Raw genomic sequence first — 13,075 nt, 5'->3', positions numbered from 1 at the left:
GCCTCAAGCGCTACATCGTCCGCGAGGTCCACACCGCCCTCCTCGCTGACTTCACCACCCTCAACACCCCTTGACTTCTATAGGAGCATCCGGGGACACGCACAGGGGCGGGGGCGGCCGGATCGGCCGCCCCCGCTCGTGTGTGACTGCTAGCTGGCGTACGTCTCGAACTCGCCGACCCTCGGCGTACCGCCGGAGCTGTTGATCTTGAAGTTGATCTTCTTCAGCGAGGTCGCGCCGAAGGTGATCTGGCCGGCCCCGCTGCCGGAGGCGAGCACCGCGCCGGTGTCGTTGTTGACGAGCTGCCACGACCCGATCGAGCCCGAGGTGCCGGACGGCTCGCGGATGACCACGCGGGACACGGTGGTGGCCGAGCCCCACTTGATCGAGACGGTGCCGGTCGACCCGGACGGCGACCAGTAGGTGCTCAGGTTGCCGTCGCGCACGTTGCCGTAGCTGGTGCCGTCGGCCTTGCTGGACCCGTCCGCGCCGGCGCCGGAGACGAGGCTCAGGTTGGTCCCACCGGACGGCGGCGGGGTGGTCGTCCCCGGCGGCGGCGTGGTGGGGGCGGGCGTGGTCGGCCCCGGCGTGGTCGGCGCCGGCGACTGCGGCGTGCAGTTGCCGTCGGACACCCGCAGGCCGGTGTTGGCGCCCGCAGTCTGCCGCACGATGTCCGGCACGCAGCTCGCCGCGTCGAGCCGGTACGAGTACGGGACGCTCACGGTGGTCGTCGAGGTCACGTTCGGCCCCGCCGGGTAGTTGTCGCTGCCCGGCGAGGACCAGGTCACGTTGTCGAAGATGTTGCCGCTGACCTGCCAGGTGCCGCGCTCGCTGGTGTAGAACGTGCCGAGCACGTCCTTGGAGTTGCGGAAGTAGTTGCTGTCCACCTTGGCCCGCGCCCCGGCCCGGGAGTTGATGCCCGACTCGTGCAGCCCGTTGTAGTGGTTGTTGAACATGTGGGCGATGCCGCCGCGCAGCAGCGGCGTACGGGAGTCGATGTTCTCGTACAGGTTGTGCTCGAACGTGATGTAGCCGTTGCCGCGGTCGCTCTCACTCGATCCGATCAGGCCACCCCGGCCGGAGTTGCGCAGGATGCTGTACGACAGCGTCACGTACTGGGTGTCGTCCTTCATGTCGAACAGGCCGTCGTAGCCCTCCGACTCCCCGCCGGACGCCTCCAGCGTGACGTGGTCGACCCACACGTTGCGGACGCTGCTCTCCATGCCGATCGCGTCGCCGCCGTTGGAGGTGGGCGAGCCCGACTTCTTGACGTTGCGCACCGTCACGTTCCGGATGATGATGTTGCGCGAGTCGCGGATGTGGATGCCGAGCTGGTCGAAGACAGCGCCGCTGCCCACGCCGATGATGGTGACGTTGCTGATCTGCTTCAGCTCGATCACGCCGTCCGCGGTGTTGCAGCTCGATCCGGAGACCTTGCTGGTGTTGCCGTGGTTGATGGTCCCGGTCACCTCGATGGTGATCGGGGTGCTGCTGCTGGCCCGGCCGCAGAGCGCGGCGTGGATGGCGGTGCCGGTGGTGGCGCGTACGGTCTGCCCGCCCGCGCCGCCGGTGGTGCCGCCGTTCTGGGTGGCGTAGCCGGTGGCGCTGCCGGCCGCCGCCGACGCCTGTGGGGACGGCAGCACCACGGCGACGGCGATACCGACGACCGCCGTGGCCAGTGCCGCGTGGAGTCGCAGCGCGACTGTTCTTCTCATGTCGCCTCATTCCTTTTTCGAGCATGCGGGAATTGCCGCCGAGCAGCGGCAGTCACCGAATGGGAATAATGCGGAGCCGCGACGCGATCAGGCGCGCCGCCGGCGAATGTGGTTCATCTGCGATGCCCGGCCCGCACATGAAACATCGATGTAACGCAATCGTATGAAAGCGCTTTCCAAGAAGGCAAGAGCTGGCGTTTGCAGGTTTTTTGCACTACTCCGGGCGGCCGGAGGCCGCGGACGCCTCCTTGACGGGACATGCGATCGGTGGTTGCCTGCACCTCACCCCGGAGATTGATATTCGTCTACTTCCGCCCCCACGAGGAGCGCCATGACCCATCCCCGCAGGACCCCGCTGGCCGCGGTCACCGGCGCGCTCGCCGCCGTCCTGGCCGTCTCCCCGGCGGCCGCCGCACCCCCGGCGGAACCCGCCGCCACCGGCAACGCGTGGACCGCCGACCTCACCGTCGTCGACGCCGACGACGTCGACGTCCGCTGGACGGACGCCGGGCTGCGCCTCGCCGGCACGGCGAGCCGGCCGGCCGCCCAGCGCCGGCAGACGGCCGGGGGCATGCTCGTCACCGCGCCCCACCCGCTCGCCGCGCCGGCCAACCGGGTCCGGGCCGACGTCGACGCGACCACCGGCACCGGCGCCGTCGAGGTGGCGGCACGCGGCTGGCGATCGGGCGCGTGGACCGAGTGGCGGTCCGTCTCCGGCGCGGCCGTCTTCGACCAGCCGGTCACCCGGGTGCAGATCCGGGTGGCTCTCACCGCCGAGCGGCCGTCCACCGCGCCCACCGTGCGCGGGGTCCGGCTCGTCGCCGACTCGGTCGCCGCCGTCACGGCCGCCACCCCGGGCCTCACCTACCGGGTGTACGCCACCCGCGAGGGCCTGGTCGGCGGCACCACCGCCAACGGGCACGTGATCGTCTCGCGGGACCACTTCGTCGCGCTGCCGTCGGCCCGCGGGCTCGCGCCGAAGAACACCGGCGACTACACCGTCCGGGTCTGCACCACCACCCGAAGCCGCTGCGAGTACGCGCCGGTCTGGGACATCGGACCGTGGAACACCAGGGACGACTACTGGAACCCGAGCGGTGTCCGGGAGATGTGGAAGGACCTGCCGCAGGGCCGGCCCGAGGCGCAGGCCGCGTACCAGAACGGCTACAACGGCGGCCGGGACCAGTTCGGGCGCGTGGTGGGCAGCCCAGCCGGCATCGACCTCGCCGACGGCACGTTCTGGGACGGTCTGCTGCTCACCGACAACGCCTGGGTCGACGTCGCCTACCTCTGGACCGGCACCGGCACCCGGGGCCGGATCGGCAGCGGCCCGCTCAACATCCGCTCCGGTCCGAGCACGAGCAACCCCGTCGTCGGCCTGGCCGCCACGTACGCCAACGTGCCGATCGAGTGCTCGGTCACCGGCCAGTCGGTCAGCGGCCCGTACCGGACCACCAGCCAGTGGAACCGCCTCGCGTCAGGACACTTCGTCAGCCACGCGTACGTCTCCAGCGTGACGGGCACGATCGCGCCCTGCTGAGGACGACCCGCCCGGGGCGTGCGCCGGCACCGCGCCGCCCCGGGTGCGCTGGATGAGCACGACGCAGGCCAGCACCGCGCCCGCCACCACCAGCGCGCCGGGCGTGACCGCCTCCCCGAGCAGCACCGCCGACCAGATCAGCGTGAGCACCGGCTGGACGAGCTGGATCTGCCCCACCTTGGCGATGCCGCCCCGGGCCAGCCCGGCGTACCAGGCGAAGAAGCCCAGGAACATCGACACCACTGTGAGGTAGCCGAACCCGGTCCAGGCGACGACGCCGCCCCGCGGCGGGTGGACGAGTGCGGCCACCGCCGTGACCGGCACGGTGACCGGGAGCGACAGCAGCAACGCCCAGCAGATCGTCCGGGCACCGCCGAGTTCGCGGGCCAGCCGGCCGCCCTCGGCGTACCCGAGTCCGCAGAGCACCACGGCGGCGAGCAGGAACAGGTCGGCGGCCGACAGCGCGCCGCGCATCGAGCCGCTCGCGGCGAGGAACGCGAGCACCAGCGCCAGGCCGGCGGCACCGGCGAGCCAGAACAGCGGCGGCGGCCGTTCACCGGCACGCAGCACCGCGAACACGGCGGTCATGGCGGGCAGCACGGTGACGACCACGGCGCCGTGCGCTGATGTCTGTGTGGTGAGCGCGAGCGAGGTGAACAGCGGGAAGCCGACCACGACGCCGAGCGCGACGATCGACAGCCGTCGCCACTGGTCCCGGGTGGGGCGCGGCGCACCGGTCAGCCGCAGGTAGGCCCACGCGAGCAGCGCCGCGCCGACCGCCCGTCCGAACGCGACGAACCAGGGGTCGAGTGTGTGCACCGCGACGCGGGTGGCCGGCAGCGACATGCTGAAGGCCAGTACGCCCAGCGCGCCGAGGGCGATCCCGGCGCCCGGTCTCACCGTTACCGTCGTCGGGGCAGTAGCGCTACTCTGTTCCGTCATGAACGATGGTAGCGCTATCGACCGTGTGGTCCGGCATCTGGGTGCGCTGGCGGCGGACGCCGCGCCCGGCACACGGCTGCCGTCGGTACGGGAGCTGACCGCGCACCATCACGTCTCCCCCGTCACGGTCGCCGAGGCGACCCGGCGGCTCGTCGCGGACGGCCTGGTCGAGACACGTCCGGGCCGCGGCGCGTACGTGGCGGCCCGCCGAGCCGACCCACCGCGGGCGGACCTGTCGTGGCAGACAGTCGCGCTCGGCTCGCGGCGGGGCGGCGAGGAGGAGATGCAGGCGCTGCTGGCGCTACCGCCGTCGGGCGCGATCCCGCTGACCGGCGGCTACCTGGACCCGGACCTCCAGCCGGCCGCCGCGCTCGGTGCGGCGCTCGCCCGGGCGTCCCGGCAGCCGGCCGCCTGGCAGCGCGGCCCGGTCGAGGGACGCACCGACCTGCGCGCCTGGTTCGCCCGCGAGGCGGGTGGCGGCCTGCGCGCCGAGGACATGGTGATCTGCCCGGGCGGGCAGGCCGCGCTCTCCTCCACGCTGCGGGCGCTCACCGTCCCCGGCGACACGATCCTGGTCGAGTCCCCCACCTACCTGGGCGCGCTCGCCGCCGCGCGCGCCGCCGGGCTGCGGGTGGTGCCCGTCCCCGCCGACACCGACGGGGTACGCCCCGACCAGCTCGCCGCCGCGTTCGCCCGCACCGGCGCCCGCCTGTTCTACTGCCAGCCCTTGTACGCCAACCCGCACGGCGCGACCCTGTCCGCCGCCCGGCGTGGCGAGGTGGCGGAGGCGGTGCGCGAGGCCGGGGCGTTCCTGGTCGAGGACGACTACGCCCGCGACCTCGCCATCGACGGCGAGGCCCCGCCGCCACTGGCCGCCGACGACCCGGACGGACACGTCGTCTACCTGCGCTCGCTCACCAAGTCCACAGCACCCGGCCTGCGCATCGCCGCGATCGGCGCGCGCGGACCGGCCGGGGCACGGCTGCGCGCCACCCGCCTGCTCGACGACCTCTTCGTGGCCGGGCCGCTGCAACAGGCCACAGTCGAATTCCTCAGCGCGCCGGCCTGGGACCGGCACCGCCGCAGCCTGCGCGTACAGCTGCGCGCCCGCCGGGAGGCGCTGCTCGCCGCGCTGGACCGGCACCTGCCGTCGCTGGCCCCGCGCGACGTCCCCCGCGGTGGCCTGCACCTGTGGGTACGCCTGCCCGACAACACCGACGACGTAGCGGTGACCACTGCGGCCGCGGCAGCGGGGGTGACCGTCTTCCCCGGCCGCCCCTGGTACGCGGCAGAACCCCCCGCCCCCCACCTGCGCCTGACGTACGCCGCCGCCCGGCCCGACCAGATGGACGAGGCCATCCGCCGCCTCTCCACCACCCTCCCCCACTGACCACGGCGACGGCGACGGCTCACACCGCCGTCGATCTTGGACTTGTGGTGCCACATCTTGTCGGCTTCGCCCGCTATCAGAGGTGCCACAACTCCAAGATCGGCGTTCGGCCCCGCCCGGCCCCCGCCCTGCCCCGCCCCGCGATCTTGCAGTTTGGTGCCCCTCGTACCAGGAGTAATCCGGCATCACGGGGGCCGAAAGTGCAAGATCGCGGGGGTGGGAGGGGGCGTGGCGGGGGTGGGGGTCGGGGTTAGTTGCGGGTGATGGTGAAGGTTGTTGTGGTGTTCTTGATGTCCTGGGCGTTGTCGGTCAGGCGGAGGTTGGTGAACGTCGCCGCGCCGACCGCGGGGCCCTGACCCGCCTCGGGCATCTCGTTGACCCAGATGCCGAAGCCGGACTTCGCGTCGAACGCGTCACCGCTGCGCCGCGCACCCGAGATCGACACGTTCGTCAGCACCGTGTCGGTGATCGGGTTCTCCGGCTGGCTGCCGTTGTACTTGGTCTGGAACATGATCCCCGAGTACGTCGGATCGACGATGTCCACGTCGGTCACCCGGATGCCGCGGAACTCCTTGGACGCGGAGAACAACCACATCGCCGGGAACGTCTGCGCGCCCCAGAAGTGCCCGCCGGACCGGATCAGGGAGATGTTCTCGAACCGGGTGGGCGGGCTGGCGCCGAACCCGACGAACGGGTAGCCGAAGTCCAGCGAGCTGATCGTGATGCCCGAGTACGTGAGCTGGTCGGCGATGTACAGGTTGCGGAACACGTTGTCGTAGCCGCCGTACACCGCCAGCCCTGCCGCCCGCCAGGTCAGCGTGGCGGTCAGGTTCTCGAACACGTTGCCGTGGTTGCCGCCTGAGCCACCCTGGTCGGTGGCGGAGAACAACGCGAACGCGTCGTCGCCGTTGGACCGGCCCTCCGAGTTGGTGACCAGGTTGTTCGTGCTGCCGTTCGTCATGTTCACCGCGTCGGCGAAGGTGTTGCGGAACCGGCTGTCCCGGATGGTCAGCCCGTCCACGCTCACCCCCCAGTACGCGCAGACGGTGTGCTCCACCCAGACGCTGTCCAGCGTCAGGTCGTCCACGTCCTTCAACTCGCCCCACACCTTGCCGGGCCCGTCGATCCGGTTGGTGTAGTTGCCGAAGAACGCCAGGTGGGCGAACGTCGAGCCGCTGGCCGAGGGCTCGACCCGGAAACCGGCGTCGGTGTTCTGCTGGTTGCGCGGCGTCTGGAACCGGGTGAACCACATGCCAGCGCCGACGACCTGCACCGCCTTGCCGTACACCTGGAACTTCTGCGCCGTCTCGTACGTGCCGGCGGGCAGGTAGACGCCGACCAGGGTGCCGGTGGTGTCCATCCGGACCGCGTCCAGCGCGTTCTGCACGTCGGCGTGGCTGAACCCGGTGGGCACCTTGTAGCGGGCCGGGTCGGGGTTGGCGCGCGGCGACACCAGTTCGGTGTCGACGAAGTCGATCGCATACGTGGTGGTGTTCGCCGGGTCCTTCTGGAGCCGGATCCGGCTACCGGCCGGGACCGTGGTGTCGAGCAGTACGTTCGCCTCGTCGTACAGGTGCCGGGGCGCGCCGGCGCTCGGCGAGTCGCTCGGCCCGGCCTCGGCGCCGTAGAGCAAGATGTGCTTCGAGGTGAGGCTCATCGGCTTGTGCAGCACACCGTTGACGTACACGTTGATCGTCGAGTCGATCCCGCCGCCGCCCGGCGCGTCCGGGATGGAGAAGCGGGCGACCAGGGCGTTGGCCGCCGAACGGGTGGTCCACTCGACGTACGCGCCGGTGGTGTTGAGCGTGACCGCGCGGCGGCCGGACGCCTCCCCGGCCAGGTCGCCGATGGTGCGGTTCGGGCCGATCACCTGCGCGCCGCCGCCGGTCGCGCCGTCCTCCGCCTCGTAGGCGTCGTACGGCAGGTTCGCCCCGCGGCCGACGAACAGCGCCCGGTCGCTGGTGTTGTTCTGCCGCTTCACCGGCAGCTCGTTGGCGTCGTCGGCGAGCACCACCCGCACCGTGTACCGGCCGTTCACGGCGGTCCAGGTGCCGAGCGACACCGGTCCGGCGGTGGCCCCGGCCGCGATCGTGCCGCTGTACGAACCGGTGAGCGTGCGGACCACCGCGCCGGACTGGTCGCGCACGGTGAGCGTGATGCCGTGCGCGCCGCTCGCCGACGCGATGGTGCCCTGGTTGCGCAGCGTCACCGCGAAGGAGACGCTCGCGCCGGCGCTCGGCGTGCCGGGTGACCAGGTGACGGCGGAGGCGACCAGGTCGGAGCTGGCGACCGGGCTGACGGTCAACGGGGTCGGGCTGGTGTAGGAGTTGTTCGCCTCGTTCTGCTCGATCACCGCGTTCTGCTCGTCGACAGTCGCGGTGACCTGGTAGCTGCCGGCGTCGCGTACGCCGATGCCCGCCGAGACGGTGCTCGACGCGCCCGCGGCGAGCGCGCCGACGGCGGCGGTGCCGACCTTCGTCGTACCCAGGTAGAGGGTGACGGCGGTGGCGGCGGAGGCCGCGGTGCCGGCGTTGCGCACGGTGGCGGACAGCGTGATCGCGTCGGTCTCCACCGGCGCGGACGGCGACGCGGTGACGGCCGTGACGGTGAGGTCCGGGTTCGGTGCCGGAACACCGATGACCTGGAGTTCGGCGACCTGCCCGTTCGAGGAGCCGGAGTTCGCGGTGAACTGGAGCCGCACGTCGGCGGCGGTCGCGGACACCGGGACGGTCACCGTGTTCGCGCTGTTCGGGTTGAAGGAGTACGTGGCGGAGCCGGCCAGGCTGGTGAACCCGGACGCGGACTGCTCCCGGCCGAGGACCTGGAACGTCTGGGTGCGCGCGCCCCACGCCGGGTCCGGGTTCAGCTTCACCACGACGGCGCTGATGCTCGCGTTGGCGCCGAGCGCGACGGTGAGCGTGCTCGGGTACGCGCCGGGCGCGCCCTCCCAGTACGTGGTGACGTCGTTGTCGACGGCGTTGGCGGCGGCGAACACGTGCACCATCGACGACGCGGTGGCGGGCTTGCCGACCGCCAGGTTGGTGCCGCCGGTGCCGCTGCCGGTGCGGGTGACGGTGTTGCTGTTCGCGGACACGTTCCCGGCGGCGTCGCGGGCCCGCACGTGGTACGAGACGGTGGCGCTGTCCGGCTGGCTGTCGGTCCAGGTGAGCGTGGACCCGCCGACTGTGGTGCGCAGCGCGCCGTTGGCGTACACCTCGTAGCCGGTGACGCCCACGTTGTCCGTGGACGCGGTCCAGGTCAGCCGGATCTGCCCGCTCGCCGGCTGGGTGTAGGCCAGGTTGCCGGGCGCGGTGGGCGCGACCGTGTCCCCGGTGTTGCCGGTCCGGGTGACCGTGTTGCTGTTCGCCGACACGTTCCCGGCCGCGTCCCGCGCCCGCACGTAGTAGGAGACGGTCGTCCCGGCCGGCTGGGTGTCGGTGTACGTCAGCGTGCTGTCGCCGACGGTGGTGCGCAGCACGCCGTTGGCGTACACGTCGTAGCCGGTGACGCCGACGTTGTCGGTGGACGCGGTCCAGGTCAGCCGCACCTGGTCGGTGGCGGGCTCGGTGAACGCGAGGTTGCCGGGCGCGCTCGGCGCCTGGGTGTCGCCGGTGACCGGGCCGTAGACCTCCAGCTCGCCGAGCTGCCCAGCGGGCCAGGCGCTGTTCGCGGTGAACAGCAGCCGCACGTACCGCGTCGACGCGGTGGGCACGGTGACCGTCACGGTGTTGCCGCCGCCCGGGTCGAACGCGTACGACGCGGACCCGACGAGCGTGCCGAAGGTGGAGCCGTTCGTGCTGCCCTGCACGGTGATCGTCTGGGTGCGCGCGCCCCAGCCGGACGGCAGCCGCAGCACCAGCCGGTTGACGCTGGTGGCGGCGCCCAGGTCGGCCTGGATCCACTGCGGGAACGCGTTGTTCGGGCTCTCCCAGTAGGTGGCCGCGTTGCCGTCGTTGGCGTTGCCCGCGCCGTACACGTCGGCGTGACCGCTCTCGGTCATGGTCCGGCCGAGCGCCAGGTTGGTCGAGGAGGTGGCCGCGCCGTACGCCTCCAGTTCGGCGAGCTGCGCGGCGGCCCAGCCGGTGTTCGCGGTGATCACGACCCGCAGGTAGCGGGCGTCGGTGGCGGTGAAGCCGAGCGTCACGGTGTTGGCGGCGGCCGGGCTGAACGTGCGGGCGGCGGGCGCGACGACAGTGGTGAAGCCGCTGCCGTCGGCGCTGGCCTGCACGGACAGCGTCTGGGTACGCGCCTCCCAGGCAGCAGGGAGCTTCAGCACGACCTGGTCGACGGCGCGGCTGGTGCCGAGGTCGACCTGTGCCCACTGGGGCAGCGCGCCGCTGCTCTCCCAGTAGCTGCCCTGGTTGCCGTCGGTCAGGTTGGCCGCGACGTAGGGGCCGTTGACGCTGCTGGCGGTGGCGGTGCGCCCGGCGGCGAGGTTCGGGCCGCCGGCGGCGAGGGCCGGTGGGGCCGGGGCCGCGGTGACGACCAGGCCGACCGCGGCGAGCACCGCGACGATTCCGGTACGGAGTCTGGACATGGTGGACGGACACCTTCTTCCCGGGGGAGGTGGAGAGGCGTTCGGGGGTGGGGGTGCGGTGGGGCGGCGGGGATGGTCCCCGTCGCGCCGGGTCAGGAGGCGTACACCTCGAACTCGGACAGCTGGCCGGCCGGCCAGCCGGTGTTGCCGGTGACTGTCAGCCGCACGAAGCGGCGGTCACCGGCGGGCAGCGCGATCGACACGCTGTTGCCGCCCGCCGGGTCGAACGTGTAGCCCGCCGCCGCCTTGAGCGTCGCGAACGACGAGCCGTCGGTGGAGCCGAGCACCGCCACGGTCTGGGTGCGGGTCTGCCAGGCCGCCGACGGGGGCAGCTTCAGCACCACCCGGGCGACCGGCCGGGCGCTGCCCAGGTCGACTGTCACCGACTGGGGGAAGGCGTTGCCGGCGCTCTCCCAGTAGGTGTTCGCGTTGCCGTCGACGGTGTTCGCGGCGCCGTACACGTCGGCGTGGCTGGTCTCGGCGACCGGCCGGCCCGCCGCCAGGTTGCCGGCCGGGGGCGCGGTGGTGGGCGGCGCAGTCGTGGCAGGCGGCGGTGTGGTGGTGCCGCCGCCGTACACCTCCAGTTCGGCGAGCTGGCCCGCCGGCCAGCCGGTGTTGCCGGTGACTGTGACCCGGACGAACCGCCGGTCGCCGGACGGCAGCGCGATCGACACGGTGTTGCCGGCGGCCGGGTCGAACACGCGGCCCGCCGACGCGGCGAGTGTGCTGTACGAGGAGCCGTCGGCAGAGCCGAGCACCGACAGCGTCTGGGTACGCCGTTCCCAGCCGGGCGGGAGCTTCAGCACCACCCGGTCGACGGTGCGGGACGCGCCGAGGTCGACGGTGAGCGACTGCGGGAACGCGTTGTTGGCGCTCTCCCAGTAGCTGGCCGGGTTGCCGTCGACGGCGTTGCCGGCGGCGTACGTCTGGGTGGTGCTGGTGGCGGTCGCCGGCCGGCCCAGGGCCAGGTTCCCGCCGGCCGGCGGCGGCGTGGTCGGCGGCGCGGTGGTCGGCGGGGCCGTGGTCGGCGCCGGGCTGGTGGGCGGCGGGCTGGACGGGCCGTTGCCCCACTGCGGCTGCGGCCACGGCCCGCAGTACGGGGTGGGCGTGTACCAGCCGGAGTTGCCGGCGCCCTGGGTGATCTGAAAGCCGCTGCCGACGCAGTTGTGGATCGGGTTGGCCTGGGCGATGCCGGTGGCGCGCACGTTCGTGAACCGGACCTGGCTGGGCGCCTGCACCTGGAGGGCGTACGTGCCCGCGCCCTCGATGCGCACGTTGTCGAACGAGATGCCGCTGGTCTGCCCCTCGATCCAGTGCAGCGCCGCATACGAGCTGTCCAGGATGTCGGTGTCGGTGATGTTGATCGCGGCACCCTGGATCGGCTCGTTGAGCGCGGAGAACCATATCGCGCCCACGCCGAACTGCCAGTTGTAGTCGGAGTTGCCGTTACGGATCAGCGTGTTGCGGGCCACCGTGATCGTGCCGGCCACGGCGGTCGGCCCGGTGACGCCCGGATAGCGGTTCGCCACGTGGATGCCACCGCCGTTGGTGACCGAGTCGGCGGTGACGTTGTCGGCGATGGTGATGTCCCGCCCGCCGTACGTGACCAGGTGGTTGGCCAGGATCGTCACGCCGATGGTGTTGCGGGTGAAGGAGTTGCCGACGTTCGGCACGCTCTGCGCCCACATGGCCAGCGCGTCGTCACCGGTGTTGCGGACGAACGTGTTCGTCACCGTCGAGTTGGTGACGCCCCAATGGAAGTTCACCCCGTCGGCGGTCTGGTCGAGGATGCGGCTGTTGCGGATGGTGAAGTCGTCCATCGGCCCGTCCATCCAGGCGCCGACCTTGGTGTGCTGCAACCACAGGTTGTCCACCACCGAGTTCGTCATCGCGCCGCCGATGGCGTTCACCTGGTCCTCGTCGACGCGTTCCCGGATGTCGCCGATGATGGCGAAGTCCCGCAGCATGACGTTGCGGCTGGGCCCGCCGGCCTCGTGCGGGCGGATCTCGCCGGAGTAGCCGCCGCCCGGCACGTACTTGCCGTAGATGCCGGCGGCGCGTTTGCGGTCGGTGGGGTGCCGGCCGCCGAGCACCGAGTACCAGGGGCCGGCGCCGCGCAGTGTCACGCCGTTGACCACCACGTGGTCCCAGAGCGTGAACGTGCCGGCCGGGATCCACACCGCCCGGCCCTGCGCCTTGCCGGCGTCCACCGCGGCCTGGAACCTCGCCGTCGAGTCGGTGGCGCCGGTCGGGTCGGCGCCGAAGTCGGTCACCACGTCCAGCACGCCGGACGGCTTGGTGATCTGCGCGCCGACCAGCTCGAAGTCGGCCAGGTCGATGGTGAACGTGGGTGACTGGGCGGTCGAGGAGACCTGGAGGCGGATCTTCGTGCCCGCCGGGTACGTGGTGCCGAACATGGTCCGGGTCTCGTCGTAGAAGTGGTGCGGGTTGGTGTCGCCCGGGTTGTTGTTGAACGGGTAGCCGCCGTAGTACCAGCCGTACCGGGAGGTGACCGGCACCGCCTTGACCAGCGTGCCGTTGGCGCGCAGGTCGATGGTGGCGTCGCGGCCGGTGCCGGCGGCGTTGTCGGGCAGGCTGTACCGGAACGTGACCGCGTCGGCCGGGGCGGTGAGCGTGAACTCGACGTACTCGCCGACCGCGTCGAGCGTGACCGCCTCCCGGCCGGACGCCTCGGACGGCAGCGTGCCGTAGCGCCGGTCGGGGCCGATCTTCGTGCCGGTGTGGGCGGCCTGCTCGGCCTCCTGCTCGCGGAACGGCACCGTGGCGCCGCGTCCGGTGATGTCGAACGGGGACAGTCCGGCGGCGTGCGCCGGGGTGGCGGTCGTGGTCAGCGCCACGACGAGTGTCGAGGCGGCGAGCGTGGCGGCGGCGAGGGCGGCCACGCCGGTGCTGCGGTGGCGGTGCGCGGTGCGGTGCTCGGCCATGCGGGG

At 72.3% G+C, this 13,075-nt stretch carries 6 protein-coding genes; 2 read left to right on the top strand and 4 right to left on the bottom strand.

Annotated elements, in window-relative coordinates:
* Positions 1 to 149: 149 nt before the first annotated feature.
* Positions 150 to 1,715, bottom strand: a complete 1,566-nt coding sequence (locus tag AC2CHG_RS15015; protein ID WP_262016278.1) for a pectate lyase family protein — start codon at positions 1,713 to 1,715, stop codon at positions 150 to 152.
* A 331-nt stretch (positions 1,716 to 2,046) separates the two neighbouring features.
* On the opposite strand from AC2CHG_RS15015, the gene AC2CHG_RS15010 reads away from it, so the two are divergent.
* Positions 2,047 to 3,255: a hypothetical protein gene (locus AC2CHG_RS15010; RefSeq protein ID WP_357208776.1), complete on the top strand. Its 1,209-nt coding sequence runs from the start codon at positions 2,047 to 2,049 to the stop codon at positions 3,253 to 3,255.
* Here the strand turns inward: AC2CHG_RS15010 and AC2CHG_RS15005 are convergent.
* Positions 3,193 to 4,155: a DMT family transporter gene (locus AC2CHG_RS15005; protein ID WP_262016276.1), complete on the bottom strand. Its 963-nt coding sequence runs from the start codon at positions 4,153 to 4,155 to the stop codon at positions 3,193 to 3,195. The two genes, AC2CHG_RS15010 and AC2CHG_RS15005, sit on opposite strands and share 63 nt — an antisense overlap.
* 40 nt (positions 4,156 to 4,195) lie before the next feature.
* Here AC2CHG_RS15005 and AC2CHG_RS15000 point away from each other — a divergent pair, with 40 nt between their 5' ends.
* Positions 4,196 to 5,587: an aminotransferase-like domain-containing protein gene (locus tag AC2CHG_RS15000; RefSeq protein ID WP_484524958.1), complete on the top strand. Its 1,392-nt coding sequence runs from the start codon at positions 4,196 to 4,198 to the stop codon at positions 5,585 to 5,587.
* A gap of 250 nt (positions 5,588 to 5,837) precedes the next feature.
* Here AC2CHG_RS15000 and AC2CHG_RS14995 read toward each other — a convergent pair whose 3' ends face one another.
* Complete coding sequence (locus AC2CHG_RS14995) at positions 5,838 to 10,124, bottom strand: discoidin domain-containing protein (protein WP_484524957.1); 4,287 nt, start codon at positions 10,122 to 10,124, stop codon at positions 5,838 to 5,840.
* A 92-nt stretch (positions 10,125 to 10,216) separates the two neighbouring features.
* The gene (locus tag AC2CHG_RS14990; protein WP_484524956.1) at positions 10,217 to 13,069 is read right to left on the bottom strand and encodes a discoidin domain-containing protein; all 2,853 of its coding nucleotides are present in this window, start codon (positions 13,067 to 13,069) and stop codon (positions 10,217 to 10,219) included.
* Positions 13,070 to 13,075: the final 6 nt, after the last annotated feature.

The sequence above is a fragment of the Micromonospora sp. ATLC20 genome (genome assembly GCF_057196585.1).
Note: the sequence above shows the minus strand (reverse complement) of the source record. Positions and strands in the feature narration are given on the sequence as shown.

Bases quoted from the DNA above. Each gene is read 5' to 3' on its own strand.
- AC2CHG_RS15015 (WP_262016278.1), bottom strand. From the start codon at position 1,715: ATGAGAAGAACAGTCGCGCTGCGACTCCACGCGGCACTGGCCACGGCG.
- AC2CHG_RS15010 (WP_357208776.1), top strand. From the start codon at position 2,047: ATGACCCATCCCCGCAGGACCCCGCTGGCCGCGGTCACCGGCGCGCTC.
- AC2CHG_RS15000 (WP_484524958.1), top strand. From the start codon at position 4,196: ATGAACGATGGTAGCGCTATCGACCGTGTGGTCCGGCATCTGGGTGCG.
- AC2CHG_RS14995 (WP_484524957.1), bottom strand. From the start codon at position 10,124: ATGTCCAGACTCCGTACCGGAATCGTCGCGGTGCTCGCCGCGGTCGGC.
- AC2CHG_RS14990 (WP_484524956.1), bottom strand. From the start codon at position 13,069: ATGGCCGAGCACCGCACCGCGCACCGCCACCGCAGCACCGGCGTGGCC.